Genomic DNA, 16,381 nt, shown 5'->3' on the forward strand with positions numbered 1-16,381 from the left:
TAATTCCTCACTCTAGCTTGTTATCTTTTGGACAACCCATTTTTTAGATGCATGACGATATTTAGTAATTTCGACATTTTATGCTCCCTGAACTTGATATAGCCCACGAAGCTTAGGTTTATCAATTTTACCAACTGCATTTTTAGGAAGAGTTGGAAGAACAATCACTTTTTCTGGTTGCTTATAACGAGTCAAATGCTGCTTACAATACTGATTTATTTGATCAATTGAACATTCGGCATTAGGCTTAAGGGATATAAACGCCCAAACTACTTCCCCCCATTTTTCATCAGAAACACCAATCACAGCCGCTTCAAAAACTTCGGATACCTCAAGTAATGTATCTTCAATTTCTTTTGGATAAATATTTTCGCCCCCGCGAATAATCATTTCTTTTAATCGCCCAACGATTGAAAGATATCCCTCATCGTCAATTCGACCTATATCACCTGTGTGTAGCCAACCATTTACAACCGTTTTGGCTGTTTCTTCTGGTTTATTCAGATAACCCCGCATAACGTTTTTACCTTGAATCAACACTTCCCCGATTTCACCTACAGATAAATGTCTTCCATTAAAATCAGCTATAGCTATTTTTTGACCGGGTAATGGCAGCCCTACCGTTCCAGCTTTTCTGATACCATTCACTGGATTTAATGTAGAGCCACACGTACCTTCCGATAAGCCATATGCCTCTACTATTGGAAAACCATATCGCTTTTCAAAATTAACGAGTAAATCAGCTGAAGCAGGCGCCGCACCACAAACTCCATAACGTAAACTTGATACGTTTGGTGCAATCTGTTTAGGTAATGCATATAACATTGCGTAAATAGTAGGCACTGCTGAAAAATAAGTCGGTTGCAAATGCTCTATATCAGAAAAGAAAGTTTCTATATCAAATCTTTGACGTATCGTTACACGGCCACCAGAAGCAAGAGGAACAAGAATACTCACAACAATTCCATTGACGTGGAATAAAGGTAAAATCAAAAGGCAGTGGTCTTTTTCAGATATTTGTAATCCCTCACGCCCCATTTCAGTCATCGCTATAATATTAGAATGATCTAACATGACTCCTTTTGGTAAACCCGTTGTACCACTTGTATATATTAATAAAGCCAATGCCTCAGGATTAACAACTGGAGCATGTTGAAACTCATCACCATGCTTGAGCATAGTCACAGCTATTGAAGAGACATTATTATCGATTTTCTCACCTGTTAAATTGATGAGTAGTTTTGCTCCTGAATCCTTTAACTGATGATTTGCTTCTTTATGCGTAAGCATAGGATTAATTGGAGTTATAGCCGCTCCTAAATACCATGCGGCAAACATGGCAACAACAAATTCAACTTGATTTGGTAGCATAAGTGCGACAACGTCACCCTCACAAATACCTTGGCTATCCATTGTGCCAGCTGCTCGAAGAACAGCTTTATGAAACTCATAATTAGTTAAAGAAATGTTCGAGTCAGAAATGCAGTGAGCATTTGGGGCTTCCTCTGCCCTTAATTTAGAAAGCATAGTAAATTGCATAGTAGTTCCTTTACAAATCTAGATGAAATCACAGCAAGTTAATTGAAATTTTGCTTAAGGAATTGAGTTTGATCGTTAACCAATTGCTCAAAAGCCTCACCTGTATAAAAATCAAAATGCCCAGCTTCATAACGCTTAATAACACCACGTGGAGCATCTTTAACGAGTTTTAAAGTCTGACCTGCTGGTGTAACCGTATCGGTATCACTAACACAAAATAGTATTGGGCTTTGGATTTTAGAGGCGACTAATCCAGGTCGATATCTTAGAATTTCTGGAATAATTCTTGCGGTTAAGTAATTTACGAATTCGACGCCTTCCGGCATTAATGCTAGATACCCCTCTAACGCATCATGAGCGTTCATAAGAGCGGGCTGCCCCGGAGGAGCTGCAATTGGCACCATGACTGGCGGTAATCCAAATAATTTTGCAAATAAATCTTTGGTTACTACTGGAATTACTCTTAAGGTATCTTTTAAGCCTAGTGCAGACGCTGAAGCTAAACCATCTGTGAACGGACACTGTGCAATTGCGGCTTTAAGTTCTGGATGTCTGCTCGCAATAGTAATTGCATGCCCTCCACCGAAAGAACTTCCCCAAATTCCTACACGTTCACCATCAAGCGACGGATAGCTTTTTACAAATTTTAAAGCTGCTTCCCAATCATCTAATTGGCGATTTACAGACATGAGTTGGCGAGGTTCACCACCACTGTCGCCAAGATATCGATAGGTAAAGGCTAAAGCAGCAATACCCGCTTGGGCAAAACGTTCTGCAAAAGCATCTAATCTCATTTCTCGGATTGCACCGATGCCATGCCCAAGCACAACTACAGGAGGTTTGGTTACCCCTTTAGGTAAAAATAGCCATGCAGAACAATAAGTTTCACCTGAATCAAAACGAATATCTTCTTTAATAACCTGATATTTAGAAACATTTACTTGATTTTTATTCATTTTTTATTTCCTTCAGACGCTAATGGAAGTGAGCCACTTTTTAAAGTTTCTTGAAATACTTCAGCATCATAGAAAGGTAATTTTTTACGTTGATCGGTTTGCTCTAAATAGCCTTTCATGAGCTTTTGTGCTGTCTCTGTTGGGGATATATGAATAAATTCAGTTCGCTCTCTATGCAGACCTTCTTCTAATGTTTCCGACCCACCAAAATATGCCGCACGCTTAATTGCAGCTCGTGCTGTTTTAGGACGTTTACTCAAATAAATTGCTCGCTCTAAAGCTTTATCTATCAACTGATCTTTAGGCACGACTTCATCTACATAGCCAATTTCTAACGCAACCTTTGGAGATACAGGTTTTCCTTCAAGCATCATCATTAACGCTCGATGAGTTCCCACTAATCTCGTTAATCGCTGAGTCCCACCACCTCCTGGATTAATACCCAGTAAGACTTCAGGTTGGCCAATCACATAATTGCCATCAGCCATAATTCTGATGTCACAGGCTTGTGCAAACTCGCTACCCAAACCCAGAGCAGAGCCATTTAATGCTGCGATAAAAATCACACCACTTCTATTCATTCGTAAAAAAGTTTCATGCAATTTATCTAATTGCATACCACCATCTAAAGGGGTAAGTTCCGCTAACTGCTCTAAGCCTGGAACTCCTCGAATACTTTTAGATGTACGTGCAACCAAAGAAGAAGTTTTTAGCCCCAGCTTTGGAATACTAGCTCCACCTTCTTGCAACCAACGGACATCAGCATGGGCAATAAAATAATCTGGATGATCCCCAGTAAAAATTACTGCCTCAACAGAGGTATGCTTTTTTTCAAGGTCATCTAATAGTTCAGATAACTCTTCAGCCATATCTAGTCCCATTAACTGATAAGGACCACCATCTAAGTGAGCAATGAGCACATTGTCATGAGTTTCCAATTTAATGTGCTTTCTCTGTATTTCACTATTAATCATTTCAGAACCCTTCTTTATTTGACTAACATTAGCCTTGCTATTACTTGTATTTAACGACTGAGAATAATGACTACAGGCCGCTAAACTTATTGCTACTGCTGACAAAACAGCACTTTTAAGTATCTTCATGATGCAATCCTAGTCACCACATTTTATGTCTCTAAGCTCGATATCTCGCTAGAAGAATCCGTTCAGCTTTGCTTAACTTTTATTTAAAAATATGAAATTAGTAGCTACTAAGCATTAACAATAACATTGTTATGGTTTAATATAACAATGTTATTTTTATTGCGCAATAACTTTGTTATGGAAAAAAAAAGTCCTCGTACACGTTTATTAGAAGCAGCAATGCGAATAATCGAAAACCAAGGTCCTTCTCAAATTAAAGCGAGAACTGTTGCTTTAGAAGCAGGTCAGTCCACTATGGGTGTTTATACTCACTTTGGCGGGGTGCCTGAGCTGCTGCAAGCCATAGCTGACGAAGGATTTACCCAACAAGCTCGTTTATTTAAAAGTATAGAAAATACAGACGAGCCAATGACAAACTTGTGTTTAATGGCTTTAGAATGCCGAAATTTTGCTATGGCTAATCCGCATCTTTATGATTTGATGTTTGGCTTGTCTATTCAGGGACGATATACACCACTTCGGAGAAGTGAAGCTTCAGCCAATGAAAGTACAGAAGCATTTAAAAATTCTTATTCACACTTGCGTCAAGAATGTGTCAATCTGATAGAAGCAAAATATATTCGAGACATTGACCCTGATGTGATGGCAGCACAGTTATGGAGTGCACTGCATGGATTTATTATGTTAGAGCTTGGGCAACATTTTACTAGTTGCCCTAATCCCACCACCGAAATTCTAATTCCAATGTGTATTAATCTAATAGTTGGATTAGGCGCAGAAGCACAAATAGCAGAAAATGCGGCAAATAAAGCTCTAACCATCTGGAATTCAAAGAATATCGTATAAAGCTAGCTATATAAAATGATGTCAACCGAGGCATCATTTTATACAATATTCAAGTTATTCTAAAAAACTGAATTACCTTTCCCACAAAGTCTTGATGAAATTGAAAAATACTTCCATGACCCGCGTCTGGGTAAATAATTAATAAAACTAAACCACGCGTTTCAAATTCAATCGCATCATCAGCCATTACTTGAACAGTAGCTGGATTTTTTCCTTGTGAACCGCCAACACCCCCGATTGTCAAAGATGATGCTCCACTTTTCTTTAGCAATCCCATCAATGGCTCTAGGATCCCAATCATCAATTACAGCACTAAAATGATTTAGCAGAATAATTGGTGTGCCTTCTTTTTTTCCAAATTCACGATAAGTAAATAAAGTTCCATCGACATTGAGCTTTAAGGTTGGTGAATGATTTGCAGAGCTTTTATTTTTTGTATGCAATTTCTTTCTCCATTAATTTTGAAATTGGTTTGAAAATCGTATGAGCCAATAAAAACTAGAAATAAATTCGATAAAAGTTACTATCATTTTAGTAGTAACTATTTTGTTTTTAGATTATGATGAAAATATCAAGGTGAAACTGAATAGCGAACACCTTCAAATTGGAAAAAATGGTATGACTGGTAAAGTAGTTCTCATTACAGGCGCATCTTCTGGTATTGGTTTAGCAACAGCAAACCTTTTACATGAGGCTGGATTTATTGTTTATGGCACAAGCCGACAAGCAAAAGATTCATCAAAATACAAATTCCATCTTATTGAGTTAGACGTAAATCAAGACAATTCAGTTGCACAAGCCGTTGAGAAAGTAATAGCGACTGAAGGAAAAATTGATGTCTTAATTAATAATGCTGGGTTTGCAATAGCGCCTGCTGGTGCCGAAGAAAGCTCAATGCAACAAGCACAGGCTATTTTTGATACCAATTTTTTTGGTGCGGTTCGAATGACTCGTGCAGTGATACCACATATGCGCCAGAAAAAATCAGGATTGATCTTAAATATCAGTTCAATTCTTGGGCTTTTACCTCTGCCTTTTGGCGCACTATATGCTGCTTCAAAACATGCACTTGAAGGTTACTCTGAATCTTTAGATCACGAATTAAGATCTCAAGGTATTCGTGTATCACTTATTGAACCTGCTTACACCAATACGTCTTTGGGAGTAAACTTACTCGAAGCAGACAATAAAATTTCTTTTTACGATCAAACGCGTGAAAAGCTACATAAACAAATGATTAATTCAATTAATAAGTCAGATGACCCGAGTGTAGTTGCCAATACAATTTTAACCGTTATTCAAAGCCAACAGGTCGTACCACGCTACACAGCAGGAAAAACTGCAAAAAGCTTAAAAGCGTTAAGACGATTTGCACCTGCAAAGATCTTTGACAAATTAATTCACCGCAGCTTGAAAGTTTAGAGCACACTTAAGCCTATAAAACTTTAAAAATAATTTCGAGAAATAGAGGTTTCAAATGAAAGCAGCCTACATTAGCCGTTATGGCAACATTGATGACGTACAGCTCAATGAACAATCTCAACCACCACTGACAGCAGACGCTGTGCTTGTTAAAGTTCATGCAGCCAGCATTAACCCTCTCGACCTAAGAGTTTTAGAGGGTGAATTTAAAGCAATTCTCCCAGTGAAGTTTCCTTTCATATTAGGCAATGATTTTGCAGGTACAGTCGTAGAAGTTGGATCGAACGTTACCCAGTTTAAAGCTGGAGATGAAGTCTATGCCAAGACAGATTTAAACGGCGCTTTTGCTGAATATACTGTGGTTCAACAGTCTTCACTTGCACTTAAACCTCAAAATCTTTCTATGGAGCAGGCGGCAGCCCTACCATTAGTTGCCTTAACTTCATGGCAAGCACTAGTTGAAATTGCAAAAGTTAAAGCTGGTCAAAAAGTGCTTATTCATGCAGGTTCAGGTGGTGTAGGTTCAATTGCAATTCAACTTGCCAAATCACTTGGCGCTACGGTTGCGACCACAACTAGTGCCAAAAACAGTGGTTGGGTGAAAGAGCTAGGTGCCGACATCATCATTGACTATAAAACAATGAACTTTGAGCAAGAACTTAAAGACTATGACGTGGTTCTAGATACACAAGGCGGAAAAACTTTAGAAAAATCACTACATGTTCTTAAACGTGGTGGACGTCTTATCAGTATTTCAGGACCTCCCGATCACGCTTTTGCAGAGGCAATTAATCCGAACTGGTTCCTAAAATGTGTTATACCGATGTTAAGCTGGTCAATTCGACATAAAGCAAAAAAACTCGGCATTACTTACTCATTTTTATTTATGCAACCCAATGGTCAACACCTGTCAAAAATTACTGAACTGGTAGAAGCTGGAAAAATTAAACCCGTAGTTGACCAAACCTATGACTTTATTCAAATTAAAGAAGCGCTCCAATATGTAAATACTGGACGAGCAAAAGGGAAAGTTGTTTTAAATAATATTGCTGAACTTTGAGCATTTATTTAAATAAAAAACACTACGAATGGTCAAATCATTAAAGATCTTAATTACCCGACCATTCGTAGTAGCTTTATAAAATCAGAAGTAAGTTCTAGTCTATTTCTTCATTGGTATTCTTAAATGACTATGCCAATGAGGACAAAAATATTCCTTAAATAAAAAATCATGATATTTATAGGATGCTTTCTGCTACAAGAAATAGGCTTAAATACGTATGAAAAAACCTCAATGAGATATTGAGGTTTTTTTATACATTTGCGATAGTTTTATCAGTTTTGCTGATCTTTTTGCCGCTGTATATCTTTCTGATCTTTCACGTTTTGTTGCCGCTGTTGATTTGGTATATGGTGTTGGTATTGGTGGTTTTGTTGCTGTTGTTGATCCTGTTGGTTTTGCTCGAATTGTTGTTCTTGCTGTTTATTTTGGCGATCTTGATCAATCTCTTGTTGCCGGTGTTGATCATTTTTTTGATTAGCCATATTAATTGTCCATTCTTTAATATGATTCATTTTTACATTTACATACTTATCATTATAAGGCTACCTCCTTCATGTGACATTTCCTTTCATTGTAAATTTTATGATTGAAGATAAAAATATATGACTAATAAAGATGCAGTTATTTGAATTTCCTAAAAATAGAAATTACATTGACTACTTGATAAAACAAATTTTATTTTAGATTCATAGATTAAAATGCTTTTCTTTCACCCCAACCCCAACAAAAAATACTCAAGCAACCTCTCCCGTTCATCTGGTTTACTCGGGTCTAAAAGCTGAACCATTGCTCCATCAATCACAAACAAAAATATGTGCGCATCTTGTTTTGAAGCATTTGCGTTAGTTGTTAAAAGCAGATTATAAATTTCCTTGATCAACCAGTTTCGATAGTCAATTACGACCTGATACGCTTTTGGATGTGTTTTCGCAATTTCAAAAATAGCTTTAAACGACAAATGATAAAGCCCTTCTAAATCGGCATGTAAAAAGTATATTTTTCTAAGTTTTTCAACTAGCGTTAAGTCTTTTTGAACATAAATAATTGAAATTACCTCTTGTTTAAGCCCATCTTTTTGAAAGGTCAGACTCATTTCGATAAGACGTTCTTTTGAGTGAAAATAATTATAAAACGTGGCTTTCGGGATTTTTGCTGCTTCAATAATTCGGTCTACCCCGACATTGTGAAAGCCATGTTTATTAAAAAGATATCTTGCAGAATGAAGCACACTTAAAGCACGAAAGGGAAGATCTGAATGTGGCATAGTTTTACCGTTATAAAATAAATTTTTGTTGTATATAAATGAGATATAAAAAGCCTTGACCCTATTAAGGGTAAAAAAGGCATAGCAAAGCCATAAAGACTGTGCTTGGCACATCTCAAGTTTTATTGTTGCTAAGTTTTTAAACGAAATGATTTAAAGTTCGACAAGCCTAAAGGCCATCAAACCATTTAAAGATGGGTTAAGTTGTGTCAATATAGCTTTTGGCAAAGGCTGCCAAGAAATAATGAATGTGCAAAGCCAACTCCTTCAAGTATGGAGTTCTGCCGAAACATTATAAATTATGGTGGCAGAACGGAAGCAGGTTGACGGACTGGTTTGAACTCCAGCACACTCGAAAGTGTCCCACTCCCGTCCTACCGCTACGGGAGGGAACGAGGTGTGCACACAAGACTGTTCCTCAGAAGAAATAGTCCTGATGTGGTTCAAATATCGGTCCGTCAAAACCGACTGGCAATGTAGGCCAGCCCGCAAATGGTAATCTGCAATATTTAAGGTGTCAATGTGAAATTGGCTAGAAAATATTTAATTAATTATTGTTTTTCATTTAATTACATATTTAAGGAAAACCTTAAATTTAAGCTTAACAATATAAAATAAATCTATAATCTTTTTAAAATTCTGAGCTTATTGGCGTGTTCGTAAATTTGACCTCCTCTACAAAACATTTCTTGCACTCTAGCTATTTTTATGTATGATTGAGTAATCACTCAATTAATATATTTGTGTATGGCTCGTCCTCGTAGTGAAGATAAACGTAATGCAATTTTAAGTGCTGCTATAGAAACATTGGCAGAGCTTGGCGAACGTGCGTCTACCTCAAAAATTGCTAAAGTCGCTGGCGTGGCAGAAGGCACTTTATTTACCTATTTTAGTAGCAAAGAAGAGTTGCTTAATCAGCTCTATCTTTCACTGAAGGCTGAATTACGTCAGGTCATGATACTCAATTACCCTGATCACTCCGATTTGCAAACACAAATGTCTCATATTTGGCAAAGCTATTTGGACTGGAGTTTAGAAGCTCCACTCAAACGCAAAGTAATGGCACAGCTTTCAACCTCTGAACAAATTACCGAACAAAGCAAACAAATTGGTATGCAAACCTTTTGCGATCTGACCCAAAATATTCAAGAACATATTAATGGTGGAACACTACGTGACTACCCACCGTTATTTATTGCTTCAATTTTGGGGGCACTTGCGGAAGTCACACTGAATTTTATTGCCCAAGACCCTTCTCAAACCGAGCGTTATCGCAAATCGGGTTTTGAAGCATTTTGGCATGCAGTTTCAATATAAATAAAAGATAAGGACCTACGGCGTCCTTATTTTTGAACCAATTAATGAGTGAGTAAATACTCATTTATATAGATATTAATAAGTACTCTTAAAGTTCTTATTTGCAAATATAGGTTTATTCCACTAAAGGAAAAACAAGATGACTATTTCAAACACAACAGACTTGCCTTCTCCCTTAATGCCGTCACAGCAACACGACGGCAAATTTAGAAATACACGTCCGAACCAGCACAAGCCCTCTTTTGGTAAGTCGCTTCAGTTGATGTGGAAGTTTCTATTTAACAAACCGAAAGATACGGTTCCAAACAAACAAATTCCAGTTTTAAGCTTGTCGAAAGAACAACTTCTTAGTGCGCCTGACCGCTCTCTCTTTCGTCTGGGGCACTCGACCATTTTGTTAAAATTGCGCGATGAGTTTTGGCTAACAGACCCTGTTTTTTCGGAGCGTGCATCACCTTTTCAATGGATTGGGCCAAAACGTTTTCACCAACCGCCAATCAGCATTGCCGAACTACCGCCAATTAAAGGCGTGATTTTGTCGCATAACCACTACGACCACTTGGACTACCACGCAGTAATGCAACTTAAAGACAAAGTTGAGCATTTCATAACACCGCTTGGTGTGGGTGACGCTCTGATTAAATGGGGCATTGCAGCAGAAAAAGTTCAACAACTCGACTGGTGGGACACCACACATATTGATGGTTTAGAACTGGTTGCCACCCCTGCACATCATTTTTCAGGCCGAAGCTTGAGTGACAGTAATGCAACGCTTTGGGCATCGTGGGTAATTATTGATAATGATCTACGTGTATTTTTTAGTGGTGACACGGGATATTTTGATGGCTTTAAAGAAATCGGAAATCGATATGGGCCCTTCGATCTTACAATGCTTGAAACTGGAGCTTATGACCCAGAATGGCCAGATGTACATATGCAGCCCGAGCAAACGTTACAAGCACATATCGATCTAAAAGGACGTCATTTGTTACCTGTGCATAACGGTACTTTTGATTTAGCACTTCATGCGTGGGACGACCCGTTTGAACGAATTGTAGATTTGGCTAAGCAAAAAGATCTAGGCATTAGCACACCACAAATGGGGGAAGTACTCAATCTAAACGAGCCAAATGTCGAAAATTATTGGTGGCGTTCGTAAGTTTGAAGAAATTATTTGGAGAGTAAAAGAATGCTTTTGCTCTCCAATCTTTAAATTTTAACTTGTCTTATGTGCCTTCCAAGGAAACTTAATTGTGCACAAAACAAAAACCAGAAATAAAAATTGGGAAATATACATATAGTTGAGCAAGTCTCGCCCCACTTTTAATGTAATCCAAGTGTTGTGAATGACATCACTAAATATAATAAGAAAAGTTAGAATTAAGCCGATACGAGGTCTATAAAATAGAAGAATTGCTGCAAGTGGATCAATAAACGTTAAAGATGTCCAATAAATACAGGTAAATAGTGGTGCATTGTTATAGTCCCAAAACAAACCGTGCATTAGAACTGTTTGTAAATGGTTGAGCCCTGCACCGATAAGACAAAGTGCATAAATACATCTAATAATAAATTCAGTTTTCAAAACAACTCTCTTATTCATTCATCATGCTATGTAAAAAAAATATTTTTATTCAGATAAAGCTATTCAATATTTTAATTGAAACAATATACATAAATATAATTTAAAAGACTCCATAAATAAATGATAAATGCCTATCCCCTTTTCTCTATCTTACTTATAAGTTGTGAACCACCTCATTAAACATCTATTAGACATTTCTACGCTCAAGAGAACTAAATAAATTTTTTATAAATTATTGAAATCTTTTTTATTTATTAAAACTTAAATTATTCAAATAGATAAATTAATAATTCACACTTTAATAGAGCTTATTTAAAACTAGGACTAACTTTGTCTTAGTTTTATTGTTGACTACAAACACAGACCGAGTTAGTCTGTGTTTGTAATTGATCAATTATGAAATTAAATGGCTTATATCACTAGTAGCGTCGAGTATGCGATTCACTGTCTTCTTTTTCTTGTGAACAATGAAGATAAACCTTTGAGTAGTAAGGATCTGGCTGAATTACAAGGAGTCTCTCCAAGTTTTATGGCCAAGATTTTTCCTAAACTTGAAAAGGCAGGTCTCGTTATTGCTCAAGAAGGTGTTCGTGGTGGGTATTTACTCGCTCGATCCGCTCATGAAATCAGTTTTTTAGATATCGTGAATGCAATCGAAGGTGAAAAACCGCTTTTTGAGTGCCAAGAAGTCCGTGGGAAATGTGCAGTCTTTAATCAGGCCCCGCCAGATTGGGCAACCAGTGGTGTGTGTGCAGTGCACGCCGTGATGTTACAGGCCGAAAAAGCCATGCGAGATGCGCTAGGTGCTCATACACTTGGCGATATTGCAGACCGTTTTGGCCGTTATGCACCCGACGTATTTTTTAGTGATGTAAATGGCTGGATCAATGAACGCATCGAAGGAAGAACAGCAAAAATGCGGAAAAATAAAATATCGCGGGACACCCCCGACTAACGAGCTGATAGGGTCTCAAACCCTAAAGTAAAACACCCCTAATCGTTTTAAACGCCTTCTCAGATTTTTCGGACAATCAGAGAAAGGATTCGCTCACCCTAAATTTTGCGATGAGCTGGAATTTGTTGTCCGAAAAATCGATCAAAAGGATAATCAAATGAGTAAGCGTATTATTATTGCAGGTTCTGGCTTTGCTGGTTTATGGGCTGCACTTGCTGCACAAAGAGCAATTCACCTAGCTTCGCAAGAACAAAACATTGAAGTAGTGATGATTTCCCCTAGCCCGAATGTTGGTATTCGCCCTCGTCTTTATGAAGCTGTACTAGAAAACATGAACCCTGATATTTCGGAGTTACTAGGCGTGGTTGGGGTTAAATATCTAGCAGGTTGGGTAAATCAAATTGATGGCGACCAACAGACTATTGAGGTTTCAACCACCGATGGCAACAAACAAACCTTAAGCTATGACCGTTTTATTCTGGCAACTGGAAGTACTACGTTTATGCCACCTATACCAGGCCTTACAGAATATGGCTTTAGCGTAAGTACCCTAGAAGAGGCTGAAAAACTAGATCAACATCTTAAAAACTTAGCCAATAAACCTTCAAATGCAGCGCGTAATACCGTGGTGGTTGCAGGTGGTGGGCTTACTGGGCTAGAAACTGTCACTGAAATGCCTGAACGTCTGCGTAGTATTTTAGGTGAAACTGATGTGCATGTAGTTTTAGTTGATTCCTCAACAGAAATTGGTGCAGCAATGGGTGACCAAGCTGCTACAGTTATTCGTGAAGCTCTTAGCGAGCTAGGTGTTGAAGGTAAAGCTGGCCTACGAGTTACAGCACTCGATGCATCAGGGGTAACACTTTCTAATGGCGAAAAAATTGAAACAGAAACCGCGATTTGGACTGCGGGCATACGTGCTAACTCGCTCACCTCTCAAATAGCAGGTGAAAAAGACAATTTAGGCCGTTTGATTGGGGATGCTTATTTACATGCACCTGAAGTAAAAAATGTTTTTGTGACGGGAGATACTGTAAAAGTTCCAACCGATGATTTAGGTAATTTTAACGTGATGTCTTGCCAACATGCCATGAGCCTAGGCCGTGTGGCGGGTTACAATGCTGCGGCAGAATTGGTTGATTTACCGTTACATGCATATAGTCAGCCAAAGTATGTGACTTGTGTTGATTTAGGCCCGTGGGGCGCTCTCTATAGCGAAGGTTGGGACCGTCAGGTTCAATTTGTTCGCGAAGAAGCCAAAAAAATTAAGCAGGAAATTAATACTGTCTGGATTTATCCACCTGCGGCAGACCGCGATGCTGTGTTTGCGATAGCAAATCCTGATTTTGTTATTGTTCCTTAAAGTTAGCTTTTCAAAATAGAACAATCCCCAAAAGTTGTAAGTCATGATTGACTTCTCTTTTGGGGATTATTTTTTAATATATAAAACCTAGGTCTTTTCTAAAGCTTCTATAATTTCTAAAGCCGTTTTTTTAGCAGAAAATGGATTTTGGCCTGTAATTAAATTTCCATCTTGAACCACATGTGGTGCAAATGGAATTAAAGCCTTTTCATAGTCTGCACCGTACTCTTTTGCTAACTCTTCGGCATTGTAAGGCACCTTTTTTGCTACCCCTGCTAAAATTTCTTCACTCCATGCAAAACCAGTTAACTTCTTCCCTTCTATAAGCCGTTTACCATTGGAAAGCCTTACATTAAGTAAGCCACAGTAGCCATGACAAACACTTGAAACAATACCGCCTTTTTCATAAATATTTTTGGTGATTTCTTGAAGTTCAGGGTTATCGAGAAAATCCCACATTACCCCATGACCACCCGTGTAATAGATCACGTCATAATCTTCCCAATGAATATCTAACGGTTTATGAGTGTTGGCCAGCAAGGTCATAAATGCCTGATCATCTTCTCTCGCTTTTACCGATTTATCGGCAACCAATGCACCCAGTGACTTTGGTTCAATAGGTGTTTTCCCGCCATTCGGGCTGACAATATCCTGAATATAACCTTGTTTTTCAAACTCATCATAGGCGTGGGTAAGTTCACCTAACCATAGACCTGTGGGCTCATCTACATCTTTATAACGTGAAACATTGGTCACGACATGTAATATGCGTTTAGACATCTTTTCACCTCATTTTTCATATTTATAATTCTGTTCATTGATTTATCAAAGCATAGAAACCTGTTACTGAAAGTGTGTGCTTAGTAAAGTTATGAACTAAAAAAAGAGGCATTCAGCATGCCTCTTTTCAAAATCTGATGTCTTTATTTTTAATTATTCACGGATAAAGGCTAATAAATCGGCATTAATAATTTCATGGTTCACCGTTAACATGCCATGCGAGAAACCTGGGTAGATTTTGAGTTGGCTATTTTGAAGCAACTCTGCCGATTTCACCCCAGAGGTTTTATAAGGCACAATCTGGTCATCATCACCATGCAATACCAAAACAGGAATCGTGATTTTCTTTAAATCTTCGGTAAAGTCAGTTTGTGAGAACGCCACAATACCGTCGTAATGTGCTTTTGCACTGCCTGTCATACCCTGACGCCACCAGTTGGAAATTATCCCATCAGATGGTTTCGCATCTGGTCGGTTAAAACCATAGAACGGCCCAGATGGAAGGTCACGGAAAAATTGCGCACGGTTTGTGAGAACCTGATTTTGTAAGTCATCAAAAACTTCTTTTGGTAAACCTTCGGGATTATTTTCAGTTTGAACCATCAATGGTGGTACTGCGCTGACAAGCACAGCTTTTGCAACATTTCCTTCACCATGACGAGCGATATAGTGAACCACTTCGCCGCCGCCTGTTGAGTGACCAATATGAATTGCATTTTTAATGTTGAGATGTTTAACCACCTCTGCAACATCGTCTGCATAGTGGTCCATATCATGACCATCCCACACCTGACTCGAACGCCCATGTCCCCGTCTATCATGAGCTACAACACGATAACCTTGTCCTAAAAAGAAAAGTAGTTGTGTGTCCCAATCATCTGAACTTAAAGGCCAACCGTGATGAAAAAATAAAACTTGGGCATCTTGTGGTCCCCAATCTTTATAGAAAATGTCTACGCCATCTTTTGTGGTTACATATCCCATCTTTGTTCTCCTGCTGAAAATCTGCTTATAGGTTCGTTATTAAGGTTTGAATATTTATATCAAGCTTAAAGTTAACTTTAAGGCCAATCATCTTAATTGTCTTTTAAAAATAAAATTTATATGAAGACTCTAATTAACTTTGTATCTTTTTAATCTTTAATTGTTTTTATTTTATTTCTTTTTAATTTCAAAGATTTTACATACCAAAATTAAAGCCTTGAATTTCAAGTTAAGTTCAACCTTATAGTTTCTAAAAAAGTTCAACTAAAAAATCGATGGACCTTTAACAAAGTTGCTAAATGAACTAGGTGCCTCGACTAGATGTCGTTGAAGATGCTCAGGTAGTAAATCTACCAACCAGACTTTAGTCATCAGTTTATCTTGCGTGCAATTGCCTTATTTAGCTTACATTTTGCTCAAGATCCTAATATTAAGTATTTCATAGATTAGAAAGCTCTCACCTTGGGCTTTTTATTTTTGAATCATTTAATTGATATTTACTAATTTCTCGTTAGTGATCTACTTGAGAGAAAAGTTACTTTTATTGCTTACCTAAAATGTAATTTTATAGCTTGAAGATTCAGAGGAACTTTTATTATTATCTTAATAATATTTAGTACAATAAAGAGATACAAGAAATGCCAAATCAATTTGATTCTGTTTCTATAACAAAAAAAGCTAATGTCTACTATGAGGGGCATTCTATTAGTCACGTAATTGAACTAACTGATGGAACAAAAAAGACTCTTGGAGTTATTCTTCCATCAGATAAGGCTTTAACATTTAAAACTCATGTGCCAGAGCGCATCGAAATTATTTCTGGGAAATGCACTGTTCAAATTGGCGATGAACCAGAAGCTACAATTTATTCTAGCGGTGAATCTTTTTATGTTCCTGAAAATAGTAAATTTAAAATTATGACAAATGAAGTGATTGATTATGTCTGCCATTTAGAGTGATTTGTGACAGAAATACTATTTTCCATCATGGCAACTTATTTGGCATTGTATAACTGTTACTCATTATAAAAGTTTATAATATTAGTATTTACATCAAATTAAATTATTGATAATAAAAGTTTTATTATTTTTACAATGAATAAATTTTTAGCTCTAAAAGCGACATCCTTCAATTATAATTTAAAACAATGATTGGATTTAAAAAAACTATTGCAAGAATATAAAAACTCTTTTAAATACAATAT

Annotated in this window: 17 protein-coding genes; 8 read left to right on the top strand and 9 right to left on the bottom strand. The window is 37.4% G+C overall.

Annotation, left to right across the window (positions count from 1 at the left end):
• Positions 1 to 78: 78 nt before the first annotated feature.
• The 3 genes from MKL38_RS03850 to MKL38_RS03860 are packed head-to-tail and all read right to left on the bottom strand — an operon-like array spanning position 79 to position 3,598.
• The gene (locus MKL38_RS03850; RefSeq protein ID WP_270902551.1) at positions 79 to 1,539 is read right to left on the bottom strand and encodes a class I adenylate-forming enzyme family protein; all 1,461 of its coding nucleotides are present in this window, start codon (positions 1,537 to 1,539) and stop codon (positions 79 to 81) included.
• Between the two features lie 38 nt (positions 1,540 to 1,577).
• Entirely contained in the window at positions 1,578 to 2,495 is a 918-nt protein-coding gene (locus tag MKL38_RS03855) for an alpha/beta hydrolase (RefSeq protein WP_270902552.1), read from the bottom strand.
• Entirely contained in the window at positions 2,492 to 3,598 is a 1,107-nt protein-coding gene (locus tag MKL38_RS03860; RefSeq protein WP_005040279.1) for an enoyl-CoA hydratase/isomerase family protein, read from the bottom strand. The genes MKL38_RS03855 and MKL38_RS03860 overlap by 4 nt, the downstream gene beginning before the upstream one ends.
• A 147-nt stretch (positions 3,599 to 3,745) precedes the next feature.
• On the opposite strand from MKL38_RS03860, the gene MKL38_RS03865 reads away from it, so the two are divergent.
• Positions 3,746 to 4,444, top strand: coding sequence for a TetR/AcrR family transcriptional regulator (locus tag MKL38_RS03865; RefSeq protein ID WP_231763222.1), 699 nt, complete (start codon positions 3,746 to 3,748; stop codon positions 4,442 to 4,444).
• Positions 4,445 to 4,493: 49 nt separating this feature from the next.
• Here MKL38_RS03865 and MKL38_RS03870 read toward each other — a convergent pair whose 3' ends face one another.
• Positions 4,494 to 4,688: a hypothetical protein gene (locus MKL38_RS03870; protein WP_270902553.1), complete on the bottom strand. Its 195-nt coding sequence runs from the start codon at positions 4,686 to 4,688 to the stop codon at positions 4,494 to 4,496.
• 374 nt (positions 4,689 to 5,062) lie between these two features.
• Between MKL38_RS03870 and MKL38_RS03875 the strand changes: the two genes are divergently transcribed.
• A complete protein-coding gene (locus MKL38_RS03875) occupies positions 5,063 to 5,866 on the top strand; it encodes an oxidoreductase (protein ID WP_198078217.1) in 804 nt (267 codons plus the stop codon).
• A gap of 55 nt (positions 5,867 to 5,921) precedes the next feature.
• Positions 5,922 to 6,926: an NADP-dependent oxidoreductase gene (locus MKL38_RS03880; protein WP_270902554.1), complete on the top strand. Its 1,005-nt coding sequence runs from the start codon at positions 5,922 to 5,924 to the stop codon at positions 6,924 to 6,926.
• 275 nt (positions 6,927 to 7,201) lie between these two features.
• On the opposite strand, the gene MKL38_RS03885 is transcribed toward MKL38_RS03880, so the two are convergent.
• Entirely contained in the window at positions 7,202 to 7,411 is a 210-nt protein-coding gene (locus tag MKL38_RS03885) for a hypothetical protein (RefSeq protein WP_270902555.1), read from the bottom strand.
• Positions 7,412 to 7,638: 227 nt separating this feature from the next.
• Positions 7,639 to 8,193, bottom strand: a complete 555-nt coding sequence (locus MKL38_RS03890) for a TetR/AcrR family transcriptional regulator (protein WP_270902591.1) — start codon at positions 8,191 to 8,193, stop codon at positions 7,639 to 7,641.
• Positions 8,194 to 8,940: 747 nt separating this feature from the next.
• Between MKL38_RS03890 and MKL38_RS03895 the strand changes: the two genes are divergently transcribed.
• Both MKL38_RS03895 and MKL38_RS03900 read left to right on the top strand, forming a co-directional pair.
• Entirely contained in the window at positions 8,941 to 9,510 is a 570-nt protein-coding gene (locus MKL38_RS03895; protein ID WP_035360958.1) for a TetR/AcrR family transcriptional regulator, read from the top strand.
• A 139-nt stretch (positions 9,511 to 9,649) separates the two neighbouring features.
• Positions 9,650 to 10,669 carry an MBL fold metallo-hydrolase gene (locus tag MKL38_RS03900; protein WP_270902556.1) on the top strand — a complete coding sequence of 340 codons (1,020 nt, stop codon included), beginning with the start codon at positions 9,650 to 9,652 and terminating at the stop codon, positions 10,667 to 10,669.
• 57 nt (positions 10,670 to 10,726) lie between these two features.
• Here the strand turns inward: MKL38_RS03900 and MKL38_RS03905 are convergent, their stop codons facing one another.
• Positions 10,727 to 11,095, bottom strand: coding sequence for a hypothetical protein (locus MKL38_RS03905; RefSeq protein WP_080028277.1), 369 nt, complete (start codon positions 11,093 to 11,095; stop codon positions 10,727 to 10,729).
• A 406-nt stretch (positions 11,096 to 11,501) separates the two neighbouring features.
• On the opposite strand from MKL38_RS03905, the gene MKL38_RS03910 reads away from it, so the two are divergent.
• Both MKL38_RS03910 and MKL38_RS03915 read left to right on the top strand, forming a co-directional pair.
• On the top strand, positions 11,502 to 12,050 hold the full coding sequence (locus MKL38_RS03910) for an RrF2 family transcriptional regulator (protein ID WP_270902557.1): 549 nt from the start codon (positions 11,502 to 11,504) through the stop codon (positions 12,048 to 12,050).
• Positions 12,051 to 12,207: 157 nt separating this feature from the next.
• Positions 12,208 to 13,413, top strand: coding sequence for an NAD(P)/FAD-dependent oxidoreductase (locus tag MKL38_RS03915; RefSeq protein ID WP_270902558.1), 1,206 nt, complete (start codon positions 12,208 to 12,210; stop codon positions 13,411 to 13,413).
• A gap of 87 nt (positions 13,414 to 13,500) precedes the next feature.
• Here MKL38_RS03915 and MKL38_RS03920 read toward each other — a convergent pair whose 3' ends face one another.
• Positions 13,501 to 14,193 carry a type 1 glutamine amidotransferase domain-containing protein gene (locus MKL38_RS03920; protein ID WP_270902559.1) on the bottom strand — a complete coding sequence of 231 codons (693 nt, stop codon included), beginning with the start codon at positions 14,191 to 14,193 and terminating at the stop codon, positions 13,501 to 13,503.
• Between the two features lie 153 nt (positions 14,194 to 14,346).
• Positions 14,347 to 15,177 (bottom strand): alpha/beta fold hydrolase, encoded by an 831-nt coding sequence (locus tag MKL38_RS03925; RefSeq protein WP_270902560.1) that lies wholly within the window; start codon positions 15,175 to 15,177, stop codon positions 14,347 to 14,349.
• A gap of 638 nt (positions 15,178 to 15,815) precedes the next feature.
• Here MKL38_RS03925 and MKL38_RS03930 point away from each other — a divergent pair.
• Entirely contained in the window at positions 15,816 to 16,136 is a 321-nt protein-coding gene (locus tag MKL38_RS03930; RefSeq protein ID WP_270902561.1) for a pyrimidine/purine nucleoside phosphorylase, read from the top strand.
• Positions 16,137 to 16,381: the final 245 nt, after the last annotated feature.

It is taken from the genome of Acinetobacter sp. AOR14_HL, from assembly GCF_027855175.1.
GTDB classification, from domain to species: domain Bacteria; phylum Pseudomonadota; class Gammaproteobacteria; order Pseudomonadales; family Moraxellaceae; genus Acinetobacter; species Acinetobacter calcoaceticus.

Excerpts from the sequence above, each read along its gene's own strand:
- MKL38_RS03850 (WP_270902551.1), bottom strand. The coding sequence starts at position 1,539 with ATGCAATTTACTATGCTTTCTAAATTAAGGGCAGAGGAAGCCCCAAAT.
- MKL38_RS03855 (WP_270902552.1), bottom strand. The coding sequence starts at position 2,495 with ATGAATAAAAATCAAGTAAATGTTTCTAAATATCAGGTTATTAAAGAA.
- MKL38_RS03860 (WP_005040279.1), bottom strand. The coding sequence starts at position 3,598 with ATGAAGATACTTAAAAGTGCTGTTTTGTCAGCAGTAGCAATAAGTTTA.
- MKL38_RS03865 (WP_231763222.1), top strand. The coding sequence starts at position 3,746 with ATGTTATTTTTATTGCGCAATAACTTTGTTATGGAAAAAAAAAGTCCT.
- MKL38_RS03875 (WP_198078217.1), top strand. The coding sequence starts at position 5,063 with ATGACTGGTAAAGTAGTTCTCATTACAGGCGCATCTTCTGGTATTGGT.
- MKL38_RS03880 (WP_270902554.1), top strand. The coding sequence starts at position 5,922 with ATGAAAGCAGCCTACATTAGCCGTTATGGCAACATTGATGACGTACAG.
- MKL38_RS03885 (WP_270902555.1), bottom strand. The coding sequence starts at position 7,411 with ATGGCTAATCAAAAAAATGATCAACACCGGCAACAAGAGATTGATCAA.
- MKL38_RS03890 (WP_270902591.1), bottom strand. The coding sequence starts at position 8,193 with ATGCCACATTCAGATCTTCCCTTTCGTGCTTTAAGTGTGCTTCATTCT.
- MKL38_RS03895 (WP_035360958.1), top strand. The coding sequence starts at position 8,941 with ATGGCTCGTCCTCGTAGTGAAGATAAACGTAATGCAATTTTAAGTGCT.
- MKL38_RS03900 (WP_270902556.1), top strand. The coding sequence starts at position 9,650 with ATGACTATTTCAAACACAACAGACTTGCCTTCTCCCTTAATGCCGTCA.
- MKL38_RS03910 (WP_270902557.1), top strand. The coding sequence starts at position 11,502 with ATGGCTTATATCACTAGTAGCGTCGAGTATGCGATTCACTGTCTTCTT.
- MKL38_RS03915 (WP_270902558.1), top strand. The coding sequence starts at position 12,208 with ATGAGTAAGCGTATTATTATTGCAGGTTCTGGCTTTGCTGGTTTATGG.
- MKL38_RS03920 (WP_270902559.1), bottom strand. The coding sequence starts at position 14,193 with ATGTCTAAACGCATATTACATGTCGTGACCAATGTTTCACGTTATAAA.
- MKL38_RS03925 (WP_270902560.1), bottom strand. The coding sequence starts at position 15,177 with ATGGGATATGTAACCACAAAAGATGGCGTAGACATTTTCTATAAAGAT.
- MKL38_RS03930 (WP_270902561.1), top strand. The coding sequence starts at position 15,816 with ATGCCAAATCAATTTGATTCTGTTTCTATAACAAAAAAAGCTAATGTC.